Below are 18,010 nucleotides of genomic sequence, written 5' to 3' on the forward strand. Positions count from 1 at the left end.
CGGCTTCCCGGGGAGGGAGTTCGGCCAACTGGCCGGTAACCAGGGCGTGGGCCCGTAGAGTCCCGGAGCGAAGGGCGGCGGACATCGATGTCGTCGCCCTGACTACCAGTCAAATGCCGTTCCGGAGAACTGACTTGAAGCTCACCAAGCGTTTTGCCCTGGCCACCGCCGGTCTCGCCGCCGCGACCGCCCTCGTGGGTGCGGCCACCGGTTACGCCACCCCCTCGGACCCCGCGCCCAAGCCCGTGAAGGCCCCCGCGGCCCTCAAGGTGCCCGACGGCAACAAGCTGACCGCCGTGTACGCCGCCCGGGGCGTGCAGACGTGCACCTGCACCGAGGGTGCCTGGAAGCTCCTCGAGCCTGCCGCCACCCTGTTCGACAGGAGAGGCCGCGCGATCGCCCTGCACTCCCGGGGCCCGGTCTGGGTGTCCACGGTGGACGGCAGCGCGGTGAACGCCACCGCGATCGCCAACTCCCCGAAGACCGGCACCATCCCCGAGCTCCTCCTCCAGGCCACCGCCACCCGGGGCGCGGGCGTCTTCGGGGGCGTCTCCTACATACAGCGCCTGAACACGGCGGGCGGCGTGGCCCCGGCCGGCGCCTGCACCGGCACGGACCAGGTGAGCGTGGCCTACTCGGCGACGTACGCCTTCTACAAGCCGGCGAAGTGAGACGCGTGAGTCGCTGAACGGGGTGGTGGCTCGGGCGCCATGGGGGCGGGCCACCCCCTCTCATCCCTCCAGGTCCACCCGCACGGTCAACTGCCCCGCCCCTATGGCCCGTACGGCCGCACTGTTCACCAGGGGCAGCGAGCGCAGTCGTACGGCGATGTCGTCGTCCGGCATCAGATGCGCGGTCCCCCGGTGCCACCGCCCCCGGATGCGTACCCTGACCCGCGGGTCGGCCTTGATGTTGCGGACGTACTGCGAGCGCTCCCCGAACTCGGAGACCAGCCAGAAGGAGTCGCCGATCCGCTTGCCGCCCACCGGGGTCCGGCGCGGGAGTCCCGAGCTGCGGCCGGTGGTCTCCAGGACGGTCTGGAGGGGCAGCCGCCGCATGAGCGGATTGAGCCGGCGCTGGAGGGCCGCGGCGGCCCGGTACTTGCGGTCGGCGGCGCGGGACCGGCCCTCGGGGTCGGGGGCTGGGCGCTCGGGGGTGCGGGACATGGTCGTTGAGGCTCCCGTCGCTCGTCTTCCGTAGGGTGATCGGCGGCCTCGATGATCTCAGGGTGCGGGCCGGGCGACGAAGGGGAGTCGGCGATGCGTGTGGTGACCTGGAACCTGTGGTGGCGCTTCGGCCCGTGGGAACAGCGGCAGAAGGCGATCCTGGCGGTGCTGCGGGACCTGCGGCCGGATGTGGTGGGCCTCCAGGAGGTGTGGTCGGCGGGCACCGAGAACCTCGCGGAGTGGCTGGCCGGCGAACTGGGCCTGCACTGGGCGTGGGCGCCCTCACCGGCCTCGGAGCGCTGGCAGCGGCGGATCGGCGAGCCGGGGGTGGAGGTCGGCAACGCGGTACTGAGCCGCTGGCCGGTCCTGGACCAGGCGGTCCTCAAACTCCCCGTCCCCGCCGACCTGGACGACGGCCGGCTGGCCTTCCACGCCCGGCTCGCGGGACCGTCGTACGAGATCCCCTTCTTCACCACCCATCTCACCTCGGCGCCGACCGCCTCCGCGGTCCGCTGCCAACAGGTCACGGCGCTGGCGGAGTTCGTCGCCGCCCACCGCTCGGGCACGGACTTCCCGCCGGTGATCACCGGCGACTTCAACGCCTGGCCCGACTCCGACGAGATCCGCCTGTTCGGCGGCTACAAGACGGCCCCGGCCGCACCGGACCAACTGTTCCTGGACGCCTGGGAGTACGCGGACCCGGGTGCCGCGTCGGCCACGTGGGACCCGGCGAATCCGTACATCCGCGTGGACCCGCCGGTCCGTATCGACTACATCCACGTGGGTCCGCCGGGGCCCGGGGGGCTGGGCCACGTCCAGGGCGTACGGCGGGCGGGGGACGGCCCCGTGGACGGGGTGTGGCCGTCGGACCACGCGGCGGTGGTGGCGGACCTGGCGTCGACGCGGGCCTGAGCGATGGCCGGGCGATGTCACAGACCGCGTCGCCCGCTCGTCGTCCTGGCGGCAGTACCACGTCTACGTCCACAGAACGGGGATCTCAGTGTTCGCCGCCTATCTCACGGTCACCCTCCTCGGCGCGGTCTTCAACGGCGCCGCGGCCGTCACCTACCTGATCGGTCACGAGTACCCGAAGACCCAGGCGGACATGAAGGGCATACCCCGCAAGTACGTCCCGGTCCTGGGCACGCTGCTGGCGGCGGGCACGGTGGGTCTCCTGGCCGGTCTCGCCGTCCCCCTCCTGGGCACGCTCGCCGCGACCGGCCTCGTCCTGTACTTCATCGGCGCGATCGTCGCCCATGTGCGGGTGGGCTCCCGCGACATCGTGGGCGGGATCGTGTTCCTGGCCACGGCGGTGGCGGTGCTGGTTCTGGGCCTGGCCGACCACGGCCCGTGGTGACAGCTCAGAGCGACTTGAGGAGGGCGGCGAAGGCGGCGGGGCTGACGGTGACGACGGTTTCGGCGGCGTCGGAGTCCGTGATGTGGACTCCGTGGGGGTCGGTGGATATGTGGACGCAGGCCTCGCCCTCTTGGCAGTAGGAGGACTTCCGCCAGGTGTCGGTGGTCATCTGGGCTCCTTCACAGGTTCTGGTCGATGGAGTGGATCAGGTCGCGGGACTTCGCCGGGCTGAGGGCCAGGGCCTCCACGACGTCCAAGAGGCGCCGGTACTTCTCCAGATGGGCCTCGGCATCGATGAGCATCGGACCGTGGAACTGGTCCAACTGCACGGTGTCCAGCAGTGGCACGGGCCCGCAGAGGTAGTTGATGGACTGTCCCGACCCGGGGAACGCCCCGACGTCGAAGGGGAGCACCCGAAGGGTGATGTGCTCCCGCAGGCTCATGTCGATCAGATGCCGCAGTTGCTCCCGTGCCACCCGCCGGCCGCCGACCCGCATGTGCAGGGCGGCCTCATGGATCACCGTGCTGTACGGATTCGGGTCCGCCCGGAAGACGAAGTCCTGCCGCTTGATGCGGTGCGAGACGCGGTGCTCGACCTCCGGCGGCGTGGGAGCCGGGATCGCCTGGCGGAAGATCTCCCGGGCGTGCTCGGCCGTCTGGAGCATGCCGGGGATGTGGGCGGTGAACGCGGTTCGCAGGGCCGTCGCGTGGTGCTCCAGCTCGGCCAGCGAGAGGAGCCCCGAGGGCAGTACCTCGCGATATGCCTCCCACCACCAGCCTCGGGACTTTTCGGCCGCCATCTCGGCCAGGGCGTCGACGTAGGGCTGGTTCGTGCACGAGTAGAGGGCGGCCATCGCCCGCACGCGCTCCGGACTCACGCCGAACCGGGAGGACTCGACGTTGCTGAGTTGACCCGAACTCGTGCCGAGCAACTGGGCTGCCTCGGTCGAGGTCAGACCGGCCCGCTCCCGGAGTTTGCGCAGCTCCGTGGCGAGCCGGACACGGCGGGCCGTGGGCGCGGGGCGTGGCGTCATGGAATCTCCTCCCACCGGGCGTCCAGCGGGTTTGTCACCCACACGAGGGAGAAGAGGCCGAGATCCTTCGAAGTGCCGCAAAGCACCTTTGCGAACCCCCTATCGTCATTGCAGGCGCCACCCCACCTGGAAGCGCACCGTGGGACGCCACGGCGGAGACACCAGGCACCCGTCCAACTCCCCTCGGTGATCGGAGACTTCCGTTGGCCACCGTATCCCCGTCCTGGAACTACACCCTGCATCTTCCGCACGATCCACGCGCACCGGGTATCGCGAGGGGCGCCCTGCGCCTGATCCTGGCCGCCCACGACCTCCCGGACTTGACCCCCACCGCGGAGCTCCTCGCGGCGGAACTCCTGACGAACGCGCATCTGCATACGAAGGGCCCCTACGCGTTCCGCCTCCTCTCCCCGTCCCCCGGCAGGGTGAGGGTGGCGGTCTGGGACACGGACCCCCGGGTCCCGACCGCCTTCACGACGGACAAGCCCCCCGCCGCCTTGGACGCAGAGCACGGCAGGGGCCTGCACCTGGTGAGGGCCTGCGCGGACACGACGGGCGTCTCGGTACTGCGCGAACTGGGCGCGTCGAGAGGAGGCAAGCTGCTGTGGGCGGAGTGCGGGGTGCCGGGGAGGTGAGCCGGGCCATACTGAGAGGTGGAGCGACCGCTGTTCACCAGGAGCCGACCATGAGCGCACAGCCCGAGCACGGCTGGGGAGCGATGCCCCTCCCGGAGATCCGGACCGTGAATGACCTGCGCAGCGCGCTCAGCCGCTACGGCTTCCCCGGTGACCGCGAGCGCTTCGAGGAGGAACTGGCGGCAGCCATAGGAGCCTCCCCGACGAACGACTTCGCGGGCGCCGCGGCAGTGGTCCGCGCCTACCGGCACCGGGTCCTGATCAGGAACTCCTCCGAGATCATGACGGCCCTGGAAGACGCCCGTGGCGGAGGCGGCCGTACGTGAACGAGACCCCGCTGGAGGAGGCCGAGCCCGCGAGGAAGGCGTTCGGTGATCTGACGGACGGGGAGCGGGACAGGGTCCGCGAGGCACTCACCGCCATCGCCCGGGACCCTGCGGTGGGCCGCGAGATCCCCGGCTGGCGCCCTCCGTCCGTCGAGTACACGTACACCACCCCCCTCGCCCCCGACTCGGCGGAGGCGATCACGGTGGTCTACACCCACACACCGGGCCTGGGGATCACCGTCGTCTACTACTTCCGTGATCCACAGCTGGTGGACTGAGGCACTCGCCCCACTACGCCTTGGGGACGGTCCACTCCCGCGGTTCGTCCAAGCCTTCCGGCTTGTACAGCACGGACTCAGGGCGCTTGTCGCCGGGGACGGGGAACACCAGTTTTCCGCGGGCGCACTTGCCGGCGGTCACCGTGATTTCGAACGGAAACTCCGGCTTCGGGAAGTCACCGTAGGTGGTGCCGGACGGGCTGATGCGGCTGCCGTCGCTGTAGTACAGCGTCCAACTGGTCGTGTTGTCCGTGTACGAGCCTTTGACGCCACACAGTTTGAGGTCGGTGTAGGCCCACACATACCCAGGCGCACCGGCCTCTTCGTCGGCCTTGCCGACGGACGTGAAGCCCTGCTTGTAGCCAAGCACCGTCAGCTTGCCTTCGAAAGGCTTGGCCGGGTCGACATTGTTCAGCTTCCAGGTGTCTCCAAAGGCGAACGGCTTCGGTGCCGAAGGTGCGGGGGCCGACGCCTCGTCTGCTCCGGGGGTGGCGATGACGGTCTGTGCGCTGGTCACTGTCATCGTGGCCGTCGCCGAAGGAGCCGCCTTGTCCGCACCGGAGTCCGCTGTGACACCTATCAGAACACCGGCCAATAGGCCGGTAAGTGCCGCTCCCGCATGGGTGAGGACGCCTCTGCGTGAGCGCGCGGGATGCGGTGGATGAGCGGCATCGTCGCGGGCTTGGGTGCGCAGTGGTCCCTCAGGGGGGCCTGAGGGGGGCGGGCTGTTCATGGCTTCAGCGTCCGACGGCCAGGCCGTTCGCGCACGCCGGGCCTGTTGGGCGGTGGCTGAGTCAGCGGCGTCAGCGGCGTCACGGCTGCTCCGACATGCGGTCCGACGGGCCAGGTGCTGAACTGAAGACCGGATCTGATCGAGCACAGGACGTTGCGATGACCGGCAACGGCAGACGACGTGGCCCCGTGTGGCGCATGCGAAGGAAGTGGGCCTCCACGGGCCTGTTGGGCAGGATCCTGGCCGTAGCCTTGGGGTTGTTCGCCGCCTTTGTGCTCCTGGGGAGCATCCTCAGCGCCGTCGATCCGTCTGACGGTGAGCCCGGCTCCCCCGTGTCCTCCGCAACTCCGGCAGTCGGCGTCTCCACCACCGGACTCCCCACGCACCGCGTCGAACTTCCGACGGTCACGGCCACCGAGACCGTGACCGTCGCGCCCCCTCCCTCTCCCACCAAGACCGTGACGGAGACGGCCGAAGCTCCCGAAGCGGTAACGACGGCCCCCGCCCCTGACGTGTACTACGAGAACTGCGACGAGGCCCGGGCCGCCGGTGCTGCTCCGCTCCACCGCGGCGACCCCGGGTATGGCCCGCATCTCGACAGGGACGGTGACGGTGTGGCCTGCGAGCCGTATGCGGGGCCCTGACCGCGCAGGGAGACGGAGTTGGGCGCAGTGGTCAGTCGGTCCGGTTCTGGCCCGTGAACATGTCGATCAAGGCGTGCGGGGTGTTCTCGCCGAACATGAGCGCGTACAGCTCCGTGCCCTCGGCCGCCGTTTCCGCGCTGCGGGGGAACATGGGCTCTTCGTACGCCGTGAGCGCGGTCTCGATGTCGTCGGGGTGGGTCGCGAGGGACCGGGCCAGTTCGGCGCCGTCGAGCATGGCGAGGTTGGCGCCCTCGCCGTTCGGGGCGGCGACATGGGCGGCGTCGCCTATCAGGGTCACTCCGGGGACCCGCTCCCACCGGTGCTCGGCGGGCAGGGCGGCGAGGGGACGCAGCACCGGCGCGGTGTCGGCGTCGGTGATCAGCGCCGTGAGTTCCGGGGCCCAGCCGGCGAACTCCCGCGCGATCCCCGCGAGGGCCGCCGCGGAGTCCGTGAAGTCGATGTCCGCGAACCACTCCCGCGGCCGCGCGAGCATCACGTAGGTGTGCAGGTTGCCGCCCCTCTCCCGGTGCGTCACGAAACCCTTGCCCGGCGCGAGTGCGTACAGCGCCTCACCCCCGACCACCTTCGCGCCGGCCGGGTGCCGGGTGTCGGCGTCGTGCAGGTAGACCTCGACGCAGGACATGCCGGTGTACTCCGGCACCACGGCCGAGAGCAGCGGCCGGACCCGCGACCACGCGCCGTCCGCGCCGACCAGGAGGTCGGTGACGGCCGCGGAGCCGTCCGCGAAGGTCACCTCGTGGCGGCCCCCGCTGAGCGCACGCGTACCGCTGACCTTGTGGCCCCAGCGGACCGTGCCGGCCGGCAGCGAGTCCAGCAGCAGCTGCCGCAGCTCACCGCGCTGCACCTCGGGACGGCCGCCCGTGCCGTCGTCGGGCTGGTCGAACAGCACGGTCCCGTCCGGGGCGACCAGCCGTGCCGCCTCGCGGCCCTCCAGCACGAGGCCGGCGAACTCGTCCGCCAGCCCGGCCGCCTCCAGCGCGAGCCGACCGTTGTAGTCGTGGATGTCGAGCATTCCGCCCTGCGCCCGCGCCGACGGGGAGGCCTCCGCCTCGTAGACGGTGGACGGAATGCCGTGGACGTGCAGGACGCGGGCGAGCGTGAGGCCACCGAGTCCGGCGCCGATGATCGTGACGGGGCGCTTCAAGGGGCTCTTCAGGGCATGGCTGTTCGTCATGGTGGCTCCTTCGGGAGGGGCCGCCCGGTGATCTCCGGCCGGCCGTCTCCAGCAAGGTTCCGGGCCCCCGTCGACAGGCCACCGACACCGCTCCCACAGCCCCGACAGACCGCCGACGCCACACCTACAGCCCCGACCGACCACCCACACCGACCCCGACACCGCACCCCCGACCAGTAATGCCGACCAGTCGGTATGGACATCCCGGCCCCCGCCCGGTACAGATGCACCCATGCGAATCTCCGTGACCATCTTCCTCACCGACGAGACCATCACCCCGACCCGGCTCGCCCGTGAGCTGGAGGCGCGGGGCTTCGCCGGGCTCTACCTGCCCGAGCACACCCACATCCCCGTCGAGCGCACCACGCCGTACCCCGCCGGCGGCGACCTGCCGCGCGAGTACGGCCGTACCCTCGACCCCTTCGTCGCGCTCGGCCAGGCCGCCGCCGTCACCGAGTCGCTCGGCCTCGGCACCGGCATCACGCTCGTCGCCCAGCACGACCCGATCGACCTCGCCAAGCAGATCGCGACCCTGGACCACCTCAGCGGCGGCCGTTTCACCCTCGGCCTCGGCTTCGGCTGGAACGTCGAGGAAGCCGCCGACCACGGCGTCGAGTGGCGCACCCGCAGGGAGCTGGTCCGCGACCGGATGGCGCTCATGGCGGCCCTGTGGGCGGACGAACCGACCGCCTACGAGGGCCAGTTCGGGAGCGTCCGGGCCAGCCACGCCTTCCCCAAGCCGATCCAGCGGCGGACCCTCGTGGGCGGCGCCGCCGGGCCCAAGCTGTTCTCCCACATCGTCGAGTACGCCGACGGCTGGCTCCCCATCGGCGGCCGCGGCCTCACCGAGTCCCTGCCCGTGCTGCGCGCCGCCTGGTCCGACGCCGGCCGCGACCCGGCCGCCCTCCAGGTCGTCCCCTACGCCGTCTTCCCGAACCCCGGCAAGCTCGCGCACTACGCCGACCTGGGCATCGAGGAGGTCGTGGTGCAGCTGCCCCCGGCGGGGGAGGGCGAGGTGCTGAAGGCGCTGGACGAGTATGCCCGTTATGTCGAGAACGGCGGTGATGGGGTGTGACGTCACCCACCTCCGGGCAGCCCCTCCGTCCTGATCACACCGCTCGTATGCTCGAAGGATGACGACCTCCGCGACCTCCGGAACCGGCTCCACCGACCGCCCCAGCGGTACCGGCCCCACCGAGAACTCCATGCGTCGCGCTCTCAAACGTGCCCGGGACGGCGTCGCCCTGGACGTGACAGAAGCGGCGGTCCTGCTGCAAGCGCGCGGCGAGGCCCTCGCCGACCTCACCGCCTCCGCCGCCCGTGTCCGGGACGCCGGCCTCGAACAGGCCGGCCGCCCCGGTGTCATCACGTACTCGAAGAGCGTCTTCATCCCCCTCACCCGGCTGTGCCGGGACAAGTGCCACTACTGCACCTTCGTGACCGTGCCCGGCAAGCTCCGCCGGGCCGGTCACGGCATGTTCATGTCCCCGGACGAGGTCCTCGACGTGGCCCGCAAGGGCGCCGCGCTCGGCTGCAAGGAAGCCCTGATCACCCTCGGCGACAAGCCCGAGGACCGCTGGCCGGAGGCCAGGGAGTGGCTGGACGCGCACGGCTACGACGACACGATCGCGTACGTGCGGGCCATCTCCATCCGCATCCTGGAGGAGACCGGGCTCCTGCCGCATCTCAACCCGGGCGTGCTCTCCTGGACCGACTTCCAGCGGCTGAAGCCCGTGGCGCCCTCCATGGGCATGATGCTGGAGACCACGGCCACCCGGCTGTGGTCCGAGCCCGGCGGCCCCCACCACGGCTCCCCGGACAAGGAGCCCGCCGTACGGCTGCGGGTGCTGGAGGACGCCGGCCGCTCCTCCGTCCCCTTCACCTCCGGCATCCTCATCGGGATCGGGGAGACGTACGAGGAGCGCGCAGAGTCCCTGTTCGCGCTCCGGCGCACGGCACGGTCGTACCACTCCATCCAGGAGCTGATCATCCAGAACTTCCGCGCCAAGCCGGACACCGCGATGCGCGGCATGCCGGACGCGGAGCTGGACGAACTCGTCGCCGCGGTCGCCGTCGCCCGGCTCATCATGGGACCGGCCGCCAACATCCAGGCCCCGCCGAACCTCGTCGACAGCGAGTACGAGCGGCTGATCGGGGCGGGCATCGACGACTGGGGCGGGGTCAGCCCGCTCACCATCGACCATGTCAACCCCGAGCGCCCCTGGCCGCAGATCGAGGAGCTCACCGAGCGGTCGCGCGCCGCCGGATTCGAACTGCGGGAACGTCTCTGCGTGTACCCGGAGTTCGTGCAGCGCGGCGAGCCGTGGCTGGATCCCCGGCTGCGGCCTCACGTGGCGGCCCTCGCCGACCCCGCCACCGGACTCGCGCGCCCCGACGCGCTTCCGCAGGGCCTTCCCTGGCAGGAGCCCGAGGAGGTCTTCGTCCCGTCCGGCCGTACGGATCTGCACGCCACGATCGACACCGAGGGCCGTACGTCCGACCGCCGCGACGACTTCGACGAGGTCTACGGCGACTGGGGCGCCCTGCGCGAGGCGGCCGCTCCCGGGATGGTCCCGGAGCGCATCGACACGGACGTACGGGACGCGCTGCGGACCGCCGCCGACGACCCCACGAAGCTGACCGACGAGGAGGCCCTCGCGCTGCTGCACGCGGACGGGTCCGCGCTGGACGCGCTGTGTCAAGTGGCCGACGACGTACGCAAGTCGGTGGTCGGCGACGACGTGACGTACATCGTCACGCGGAACATCAACTTCACCAACGTCTGCTACACCGGCTGCCGGTTCTGCGCCTTCGCCCAGCGCCGCACCGACGCCGACGCCTACACCCTCTCCCTCGACCAGGTCGCCGACCGCGCCCAACAGGCCTGGGAGGTGGGCGCGGTGGAGGTCTGCATGCAGGGCGGCATCCATCCCGACCTGCCGGGGACGGCGTACTTCGACATCGCGAAGGCGGTCAAGTCCCGGGTGCCCGGGATGCATGTGCACGCCTTCTCACCGATGGAGGTCGTCAACGGCGCGACCCGCACAGGCATGTCGATCCGGGAGTGGCTGACCGCGGCCAAGGAGGCGGGCCTCGACTCCATACCCGGCACCGCGGCCGAGATCCTCGACGACGAGGTCCGCTGGATCCTCACCAAGGGCAAGCTGCCGACGGCGACCTGGATCGAGGTGATCGAGACCGCGCACGAGGTCGGCCTCCGCTCCACCTCGACGATGATGTACGGCCATGTCGACCAGCCCCGCCACTGGCTGGGCCACCTGCGCACCCTGGCCGGCATCCAGCAACGCACGGGCGGCTTCACGGAGTTCGTGACGCTCCCCTTCATCCACACCAACGCCCCGGTGTATCTGGCGGGCATCGCGCGGCCGGGTCCGTCGATGCGGGACAACAGGGCGGTCACGGCGATGGCCCGGCTGCTCCTGCACCCCTGGGTCCCGAACATCCAGACCAGCTGGGTCAAGCTCGGCACCGAGGGCGCGGCGGAGATGCTCCGCTCCGGCGCCAACGACCTGGGCGGCACCCTGATGGAGGAGACGATCTCGCGGATGGCGGGGTCGTCGTACGGCTCGTACAAGTCGGTGCGGGACCTGATCGCGGTGGCGGAGGCGGCGGGTCGGCCCGCGCGTCCGCGCACGACGCTGTACGGCGAGGTGCCCGAGGAGCGGCAGCAGGCGGCCCGGGCCTCGGACGGGCACCTGCCGGAGCTGCTGCCGCTGCTGGACTGACAGCGCTCTGGACAGGCGCCGAGACGGGGGCCGGTACGATGATCCGACCCCCGTTCGACGGGGATCCTTAGCCGAGGAGATGCGTGCCGTGCCAGCCCCGAAGGTCTGGGTGACGGGTCTGACCGTGGGGGCGGTCGCCGCTGTCGTCGTCCTGGCCGTACAGGCCGACAAGGGAACCAAGCCGAGCGTGGCCCTCACCAGCAGGCCCAGCGTGTCGGCGTCCCCGAGCGCGTCCCCGCGGCCCGAACCGTCCGCGACCGCGCTCCCGGACGCCTCCGGCACCGGCCGCCGGATCGTCTACTCGCTCGGCGAGAAGCGGGTGTGGCTGGTCGACGCGAGCGAGGCGGCCCGGCGCACCTTCGCGGTGTGGCCGGGGACGGTCGACCCGGCCCCCGGCACCTACTCGGTCTCCCTGCGCCGGGGCGAGCCGACGACCGGCTCCGACGGCGTGCGGATCGAGCACATCGTCTACTTCACGGCGGTGGACGGCGTCAACGTCGCCTTCTCCAACGCGGTGGACGGCTCCTCGCCCCCGCCCGCCGGCGGCACACAGACCGGCGGCATCCGCATGAAGACGGCGGACGGCTCGGCACTGTGGACGTTCGGCGAGACGGGGACGAAGGTCGTCGTCGTCAACTAGCGCTGCGGTCGGGCAGGTTGACCACCAGCAGGACGATCCCGCTGAACACGAACACCCGCAGGGCCGCGTCCAGCCCGTTCCAGGTGTCCGACTGCCACATGGAGAACCACTCCCCGCCGACCGCGATGAACCCGGCGCCGAACAGCACCATGAGCATGAGCAGCCCGTAGGTGGAGAACCGCCGGGCGGCCTGGTCGTCCCGCCGCACCCACAGCCAGGTGCCGTAGATCAGCACCAGCGCGGCCAACGTCTCCCAGACGATGATCGCCACATACGCCGTGTTCTGAAGTCCCTTGCTGGTGACGGCTCTCCACATCAGATCGTCGTCCTTGAACGTCGTGTCCATCGCAAGAACATGCTGCACAAACGCCTGATTGGTCCCGAAGTCCGTAATGTTCCCGAACGCGACGAGCGCTGTGTAGAGCGCGACACTCGCGGTGAGGAGGGTGGCGGAGAGGTGGAGTGCGGTGCGGGGGGTGCGTGGGGGTGTCGATGCCATGGGGGCCATCTTCCCCGGGATCCGAGGGTGTGATCCAGACCGTGAGACAGAATGATGGCCATGACGAGGGCACGGCTGACGATGCAGGAGCTGATCGCACAGCGCAGGCGGGCCGGATTCGTCGGCCGGGGCGCTGAACGAGCCGCGTTCCGCACGAACTTCGACCTCCCGCCGGAGGACGAGCGGCACCGGTTCCTGTTCCACGTGCACGGCAACGCCGGGGTCGGGAAGACCTTTCTGGTTCGGGAGATGGAGCAACTGGCCCGGGACAAGGGGGCCTTGACGGCGTACGTCGACGAGAGTGTCGGCAGTGTGCTGGAGGCGATGGCGGCGATCAGTCGGCAACTCGGGGCCCAGGGATGCCGGTTCAAGGAACTGGAGCGGCTCCTCGCCGCTCACCGGGAGCGTCGGCATGAGGCGGAGGCCGCCGTCGCCGGCCTTGAGGAGGAGCCGGAGGGACCGTCGGCGGGCAGTATGGTCGTGGCGCGGGCGGGACTGGCCGGGCTGGGGATGGTGCCGGGGGCCGGTGCCTTCGCGGGAGTCCTTGACGCAGCTCAACTCGCCCAGGGCGCCGACCGGTTGCGGGCCCGGCTGAGTGCGCGCCTGCGCAGCCAGGAAGACGTTCACCTGGTGATGCAGCCGGAGTCGGTGCTCACTCCGGTGCTGCTGAACGAACTCACCGACGCGGCGGCCACGGCCCCCTGGATCGTCCTGTTCTTCGACACCTACGAACGGACCGGCCCGTTCCTCGACGGTTGGCTGCACGAGGTGATGACCGGCGACCGTCACGGCACCCTCCCCGCCACGGTCGTCGTGGTGACGGCAGGCCAGCGCCCCTTCGACACCGCCCGCTGGGGCGCCTTCGCCGACTTCATGACGGACGTGCCCCTCGGACCGTTCACCGAGGCGGAGGCGCGGGGGCTGCTGGCGGGCAAGGGGGTCGTCGCCGAGCCGGTGGTCGAGGAGGTCCTGCGGCTCACGGGCGGGCTGCCCGTCCTGGTCTCCACCCTCGCCGAGCAGCGCCCCACCGACCCCGACGACATCGGCGACCCCAGCGCCACGGCCGTGGAACGCTTCCTGAGGTGGGAGCAGGATCCCGTACGGCGATCCGCGGCCCTCGCGTGCGCGCTGCCCCGCCAGCTCGACATGGACGTGTTCCGGGCGGCCGTCGACTGCCAGGACGGCGAGGCGGACGCGCTCTTCGCCTGGCTGCGGGCCCTGCCGTTCGTGGTCGACCGCGGCGACCGGCTCCACTACCACGACCTGGTACGGGACGCGATGCTGCGGATGCAGCGGGGCCGCTCCCCGCGCGGCTGGGCACAGCAACACAGCGGCCTGGCACGGAAGTTCGGCGAGTGGCGGGCGGAGTGCGAAGTCGGCCGAGGCGAGCGGGAGTTGTGGACGGACGAGAGCTGGCGGGAGCTGCGCCTCGCCGAGTCCTACCACCTGCTGTGCACCCAGGCCCGCGCCGCCCTGCCCGAGGTGCTGCGGGACTTCACCGCCGCCTGCGACACGGACGACGCCACCGCCGCCCGCTGGGCACGGGTCCTGCTGGACGCGGGCCGGGACGGCGACACGGAGGCGGTGTCCCGGTGGGGCAGCGAACTGTCCCGCGCGCTCACCGAGGGCGGAGTGCCCGCGGCCCTCGACCGACTGCTGTCCCGCGCCGGCCTCGACGCACCGGCCCAGGCCCACGCCCGAGTGGTACGCGGCACCGCGCTGCGCCGCCTCGGCGCGCTGGAGGAGGCACTGCGCGAGTACGACCGGGCGGTGGCACTCGACACCGGGCTCGCGCGCGCCTACCGGGGCCGCTCCTACGCCCGCGGCGAACTCGGCGACTACGAGGCGGCGGTCGACGACCTCGACCACGCCCTCGCGCTGGAGCCGGACAGCCCCTCCGCCCACTCGGTCCGCGGCGAGTACCACCGGGTGCTGAACCACCCCGACCAGGCGCTCCGGGACCTGGACCGGGGGATCGAGCTGGACCCCGCCCACCACTTCGCCTGGGCGTCCCGGGGCGCCGTCCACCTGACCCGGGGCGACCTCCAGGCCGCGCGGGCGGACCTGGACCGCTCACTGGACCTGAACCCCGACTACACCTGGGCCCTGGTCCGCCGCGCCCGCGTATGGCGGGGCCTGGGCGACCCCGTCCGCCAACTGGCCGACCTGGACCGAGCGGTCGCCCTCCAGCCGGACTGGCCCTGGGGCCGCTGCGAACGCGGCGACGCGCTCCGCAACGCCGGCCGCGTCGAGGAGTCCCTCCGCGACTACGACCACGTCCTCGCCCTCGACCCCGACTACGCCTCCGCCCACGCGAGCCGGGGCGCCGCCCTGGCCGCCGTCGGCCGTCACGAGGAGGCCGTCACCGCCCTCGACCGCGCCGTGCGTCTCAACCCCGCCTACACCTGGGCCCTGTGCCGTCGAGCCGAGGCCCATCTCGCCCTCGGCGCCATCGACTTGGCCCTCACCGACGCGGACCGCGCATGCGAACTCAGCCCGGACGACGAGCGGGCGGGTGCGGTGCGGGAGCAGGTGCGCCGGGCCGCCGGAGAACCCCGGCCCCGGCCCTGATCCTTGCCGCGATGCTCCTCAGACGCGGTCCCCGTCCGTCCCCCTCAGGTCATAGGCCCGCCGCGCCTCCTCCACCCTCTCCAGATTCGGTGACCACTGTGCGAGCGTCGCGAACAACGGGGCCAGGCTGCGGCCGAGTTCGGTGATCTCGTACTCCACCCGGGGCGGGACCTCCGCGTGGTAGGTGCGGTGGACCAAGCCGTCGCGTTCCAGTTGGCGCAGGCGCTGGGTCAGGACCTTGGGCGTGATGGTGGCGATGCGGCGCTGCAACTCCACGAAGCGCTGGCGGCCGTACTCGTGCAGGGTCCACAGGACCGGTGTGGTCCAGCGGCTGAAGACGATGTCGACCACGGGGGCGATGGGACAGGCGTTCGCGGGTGTGATCTCCGTCACGTGGGTCCCTTTCGTCCATTGCTTTCCTCTAGGTACTCACTGTCTTCCCGACAGTAGCGTCGCCGTGTGTCCACAGGAACCTCGGAAAAGGGGAGCAACATGATCGTGGTGACCGGTGCTACGGGGAACGTCGGACGGCCGCTGGTGAAGGCGCTGCTCGCGGCGGGGGAGAGGGTCACGGCCGTGTCCCGGCGAAGCCCCGGCGAGATCCCTGCGGGGGTGCGGCATCACCGGGCCGACCTCGCAACACCCCAGACCCTCAAACCGGCCCTCGACGGCGCGGAGTCCCTGTTCCTCCTGACCTCCGGCGACTTCATGGCGGCGGGCGGTGACCTCGGGCAGGTCCTGGAAGTGGTCCGTGCCGCGGGGGTCCGGCGGGTGGTCCTGCTGTCGTCGCTCGGGGTCGGCACCGGCGACCACCCCTCCGCGCCGGTGGACGCCGTACGGCGGTCAGGGCTCGGCTGGACCATGCTGCGGCCCGGCGGCTTCCACTCCAACACCCTCCAGTGGGCCGGCGGGGTGCGCGCCGAGCGGACGGTGAGGGCACCCTTCGGGGACGTCGCGCTGCCGACGGTCGATCCGGACGACATCGCCGAGGTGGCCGCCGTGGCGCTGCGGGATGCCGAACATGCCGGGCTGGTCCATGAGTTGACCGGTCCGGTACCGGTCTCCCCGCGGCAGCAGGCCGCCGCGATCGGGGACGCGCTGGGCGAGCCCGTGCGGTTCGTCGAGCAGAGCCGGGCCGAGGCGAGGGCGGAGATGACGCGGTTCATGCCCGAGCCCGTCGCGGACGCCACTCTCGACATCCTCGGCGCCCCGCCGGAGGGACTACGGCGAGTCCGCCCCGACATCGAGCGGATCCTCGGCCGCCCACCCCGCTCCTTCACGGACTGGGCGACCCGCAACGCCGCCGCCTTTCGCTGATCGCGGCGGGGCGCTGGGGCGCCCGCCCGGCTCCTTCGGGGAGTGGGCGACCCGCAACGCCGCCGCTTTTCGCTGATCGCGGCGGGGTGCTGGGGCGCCCGCCCGGCTCCTTGGCGGACTGGGCGACCCGTAACGCCGCCGCCTTTCGTTGATCGCGGCGGGGTGCTGGGGCGCCCGCCCGGCTCCTTCGCGGGGTGCGCGACTCGCAACGCCTGCGCCTTTCGCTGATCGCGGCGGGGTGCTGGGGCGCCCGCTCGGCTCCTTCGCGGAGTGGGCGACTCGCAACGCCGCCGCCTTTCGCTGATCGCGGCGGGGTGCTGGGGCGCCCGCTCGGCTCCTTCGCGGGGTGCGCGGCTCGCAACGCCGCCGCCTTTCGCTGATCGCGGCGCGGTGCTGGGGCGCCCGCCCGGCTCCTGCGCGGAGTGCGCGACCCGCAACGCCGCCACCTTTCGCTGATCGCGGCTCGGCGACGGCGGCCTCCACGACGCGGCTTCCGCGACGCGGCTTCCGCGACGACGCCCCCGCGACGACGCCCCCGCGACGGCGGCCTCCGTGACGGCGGCCTCCGCGACGGCCGCCCGCGCCTTTCGGTCAATAGCGGTGCATCCTCACACGCCCCCTGAACCCCGCACCCCCCGTCGATTACAGTGCTGAGCGTCGTACATACGGACGGTTGCCACGGGGAGGTCTTGGTGGGTGCGACAGCCGGGGCCGTCGTGTGGGGCCGAGCCGAGCAGCAGGACTTTCGGAGCCGGGTGCGCGGGACACTTCTCGGCGTGGCCGTCGGTGACGCGCTGGGCGCTCCCGTGGACGCGCTCGGGCTGGACGAGATCCGGGAGGCGTACGGCGCCGAGGGGCTCGTGGACCTCGGGTTCGGGTACGGCAGACGCGGCGCGGTCACTCACCTCACCCAGCTCAGCCTGTTCACCGTGGACGGGCTCATCCGCGCCCAGGTGCGCCGGGACACCGGCGCCTGGCATCCGCCCACCGATCTGCACCGGGCGTATCTGCGCTGGGCCGCCACCCAGCGCGACTGGGGACCCGACGAGCGGCGCAAGGACGACGGCTGGCTGGCCCGCGAGGAGTGGCTGTACGCCCGCCGCGACCCGACCCGCTCCCTGCTGATCGGGTTCGGCGACGACACCATGGGGACGCTGGAGTCGCCCAAGAACCCGAACGAACTCGGGCCCGAGGCCACCGCCCGGTCCGCGCCCTTCGGGCTCCTCGTCGGATGGGAGCCGCAGCTCGTCGTACAGCTGGCCGTGGAGTGCGCGGCGCAGACCCACGGGCACCCGGTCGCCTATCTGTCGGCGGGCGCGTACGCCGTGATCGTGCACGCGCTGGCCCTCGGCGACGGTCTGGACGGAGCCGTGCAGCGGGCGCTCGCGCTGCTGGCCGCGCGGCCCGGGCACGAACCCGTGTCGGACGCGCTCCAGCACGCGCTGGGCGCGGTACGGCAGGGGATGCCCACCCCGGCGCGGGTGGAGGAGCTCGCCGCGGACGGATCGGCGGACGGGCTGCTGTCGGCGGCCGTGTACTGCGCCCTGGTCGGCGAGGACGTACGGCACGGCCTGTGCCTCGCCGTCAACCACGACGGCCCCTCCGCCGCGGCCGGCGCCCTCACCGGCGGCCTGCTCGGCGCCCTGCACGGCGAGACGGCCCTCCCGCCGGCCTGGCTGGCCGAACTGGAGGGCCGTCCCACGATGCTGGAGCTGGCCGACGACTTCGCGATGGAGATGACCCAGGGCCCGGCCCTGCACGGCCCGGCCGGCGCGTCCCCGGGCTGGCTCGCCCGCTATCCGAGGGGCTAGTCCGTCAATCGCGGGCAGTCAATCGCGGGCAGTCAATCGTGGGCCGTCATCGCGGGCC

General features: G+C 71.9%; 20 protein-coding genes. 13 read left to right on the top strand and 7 right to left on the bottom strand.

Translation table 11 applies throughout. The features are described from left to right. Positions 1–134 precede the first annotated feature (134 nt). Positions 135–671 carry a DUF3455 domain-containing protein gene (locus tag ACFULQ_RS14025; RefSeq protein ID WP_383542705.1) on the top strand — a complete coding sequence of 179 codons (537 nt, stop codon included), beginning with the start codon at positions 135–137 and terminating at the stop codon, positions 669–671. A gap of 60 nt (positions 672–731) precedes the next feature. Here ACFULQ_RS14025 and ACFULQ_RS14030 read toward each other — a convergent pair whose 3' ends face one another. Further along, a complete protein-coding gene (locus ACFULQ_RS14030) occupies positions 732–1,166 on the bottom strand; it encodes a nitroreductase/quinone reductase family protein (RefSeq protein WP_383542707.1) in 435 nt (144 codons plus the stop codon). 93 nt (positions 1,167–1,259) lie between these two features. Here ACFULQ_RS14030 and ACFULQ_RS14035 point away from each other — a divergent pair, with 93 nt between their 5' ends. Next, a complete protein-coding gene (locus tag ACFULQ_RS14035) occupies positions 1,260–2,078 on the top strand; it encodes an endonuclease/exonuclease/phosphatase family protein (protein ID WP_383542709.1) in 819 nt (272 codons plus the stop codon). Between the two features lie 88 nt (positions 2,079–2,166). Then, entirely contained in the window at positions 2,167–2,523 is a 357-nt protein-coding gene (locus ACFULQ_RS14040) for a DoxX family protein (protein ID WP_383542712.1), read from the top strand. Between the two features lie 4 nt (positions 2,524–2,527). Here ACFULQ_RS14040 and ACFULQ_RS14045 read toward each other — a convergent pair whose 3' ends face one another. Together ACFULQ_RS14045 and ACFULQ_RS14050 are read right to left on the bottom strand one after the other, a co-directional pair. After that, entirely contained in the window at positions 2,528–2,692 is a 165-nt protein-coding gene (locus ACFULQ_RS14045) for a DUF397 domain-containing protein (RefSeq protein WP_383542714.1), read from the bottom strand. A gap of 10 nt (positions 2,693–2,702) precedes the next feature. Further along, positions 2,703–3,557, bottom strand: coding sequence for a helix-turn-helix domain-containing protein (locus ACFULQ_RS14050; protein ID WP_383542717.1), 855 nt, complete (start codon positions 3,555–3,557; stop codon positions 2,703–2,705). Positions 3,558–3,760: 203 nt separating this feature from the next. On the opposite strand from ACFULQ_RS14050, the gene ACFULQ_RS14055 reads away from it, so the two are divergent. The 3 genes from ACFULQ_RS14055 to ACFULQ_RS14065 are packed head-to-tail and all read left to right on the top strand — an operon-like array spanning position 3,761 to position 4,796. Beyond that, positions 3,761–4,192, top strand: coding sequence for an ATP-binding protein (locus tag ACFULQ_RS14055; protein WP_383542719.1), 432 nt, complete (start codon positions 3,761–3,763; stop codon positions 4,190–4,192). Positions 4,193–4,242: 50 nt separating this feature from the next. Then, entirely contained in the window at positions 4,243–4,518 is a 276-nt protein-coding gene (locus tag ACFULQ_RS14060) for a hypothetical protein (RefSeq protein ID WP_123989945.1), read from the top strand. Then, positions 4,515–4,796: a hypothetical protein gene (locus ACFULQ_RS14065; RefSeq protein WP_383542723.1), complete on the top strand. Its 282-nt coding sequence runs from the start codon at positions 4,515–4,517 to the stop codon at positions 4,794–4,796. Before ACFULQ_RS14060 ends, ACFULQ_RS14065 begins: the two co-directional genes overlap by 4 nt. Positions 4,797–4,809: 13 nt before the next feature. On the opposite strand, the gene ACFULQ_RS14070 is transcribed toward ACFULQ_RS14065, so the two are convergent. After that, the gene (locus ACFULQ_RS14070) at positions 4,810–5,313 is read right to left on the bottom strand and encodes a hypothetical protein (protein ID WP_383542725.1); all 504 of its coding nucleotides are present in this window, start codon (positions 5,311–5,313) and stop codon (positions 4,810–4,812) included. Positions 5,314–5,726: 413 nt separating this feature from the next. Between ACFULQ_RS14070 and ACFULQ_RS14075 the strand changes: the two genes are divergently transcribed. After that, the gene (locus ACFULQ_RS14075) at positions 5,727–6,173 is read left to right on the top strand and encodes an excalibur calcium-binding domain-containing protein (RefSeq protein WP_383542728.1); all 447 of its coding nucleotides are present in this window, start codon (positions 5,727–5,729) and stop codon (positions 6,171–6,173) included. A 31-nt stretch (positions 6,174–6,204) separates the two neighbouring features. Here ACFULQ_RS14075 and ACFULQ_RS14080 read toward each other — a convergent pair whose 3' ends face one another. After that, on the bottom strand, positions 6,205–7,368 hold the full coding sequence (locus tag ACFULQ_RS14080) for an FAD-dependent oxidoreductase (RefSeq protein ID WP_383542731.1): 1,164 nt from the start codon (positions 7,366–7,368) through the stop codon (positions 6,205–6,207). A 232-nt stretch (positions 7,369–7,600) separates the two neighbouring features. On the opposite strand from ACFULQ_RS14080, the gene ACFULQ_RS14085 reads away from it, so the two are divergent. The 3 genes from ACFULQ_RS14085 (at position 7,601) to ACFULQ_RS14095 (ending at position 11,754) form a co-directional block, all read left to right on the top strand. Beyond that, positions 7,601–8,443: an LLM class F420-dependent oxidoreductase gene (locus ACFULQ_RS14085; RefSeq protein WP_383542734.1), complete on the top strand. Its 843-nt coding sequence runs from the start codon at positions 7,601–7,603 to the stop codon at positions 8,441–8,443. 58 nt (positions 8,444–8,501) lie between these two features. Next, positions 8,502–11,114, top strand: coding sequence for a bifunctional FO biosynthesis protein CofGH (locus tag ACFULQ_RS14090; RefSeq protein WP_383542737.1), 2,613 nt, complete (start codon positions 8,502–8,504; stop codon positions 11,112–11,114). A gap of 79 nt (positions 11,115–11,193) precedes the next feature. After that, positions 11,194–11,754 (top strand): hypothetical protein, encoded by a 561-nt coding sequence (locus ACFULQ_RS14095; RefSeq protein ID WP_383542740.1) that lies wholly within the window; start codon positions 11,194–11,196, stop codon positions 11,752–11,754. On the opposite strand, the gene ACFULQ_RS14100 is transcribed toward ACFULQ_RS14095, so the two are convergent. Then, on the bottom strand, positions 11,747–12,253 hold the full coding sequence (locus ACFULQ_RS14100) for a DUF2165 domain-containing protein (RefSeq protein ID WP_383542742.1): 507 nt from the start codon (positions 12,251–12,253) through the stop codon (positions 11,747–11,749). The genes ACFULQ_RS14095 and ACFULQ_RS14100 overlap by 8 nt on opposite strands. 60 nt (positions 12,254–12,313) lie before the next feature. Here ACFULQ_RS14100 and ACFULQ_RS14105 point away from each other — a divergent pair, with 60 nt between their 5' ends. Continuing rightward, the gene (locus ACFULQ_RS14105) at positions 12,314–14,824 is read left to right on the top strand and encodes a tetratricopeptide repeat protein (protein WP_383542745.1); all 2,511 of its coding nucleotides are present in this window, start codon (positions 12,314–12,316) and stop codon (positions 14,822–14,824) included. Positions 14,825–14,842: 18 nt separating this feature from the next. On the opposite strand, the gene ACFULQ_RS14110 is transcribed toward ACFULQ_RS14105, so the two are convergent. Next, positions 14,843–15,217, bottom strand: a complete 375-nt coding sequence (locus ACFULQ_RS14110; protein WP_383542748.1) for a winged helix-turn-helix transcriptional regulator — start codon at positions 15,215–15,217, stop codon at positions 14,843–14,845. 99 nt (positions 15,218–15,316) lie between these two features. Here ACFULQ_RS14110 and ACFULQ_RS14115 point away from each other — a divergent pair, with 99 nt between their 5' ends. After that, positions 15,317–16,141 carry an NAD(P)H-binding protein gene (locus ACFULQ_RS14115; RefSeq protein WP_383542776.1) on the top strand — a complete coding sequence of 275 codons (825 nt, stop codon included), beginning with the start codon at positions 15,317–15,319 and terminating at the stop codon, positions 16,139–16,141. 692 nt (positions 16,142–16,833) lie between these two features. Then, positions 16,834–17,952 carry an ADP-ribosylglycohydrolase family protein gene (locus ACFULQ_RS14120; protein WP_383542750.1) on the top strand — a complete coding sequence of 373 codons (1,119 nt, stop codon included), beginning with the start codon at positions 16,834–16,836 and terminating at the stop codon, positions 17,950–17,952. Positions 17,953–18,010 lie beyond the last annotated feature (58 nt).

It is taken from the genome of Streptomyces sp. NPDC057253 (genome assembly GCF_042669125.1).
Classification (GTDB): Bacteria; Actinomycetota; Actinomycetes; order Streptomycetales; family Streptomycetaceae; genus Streptomyces.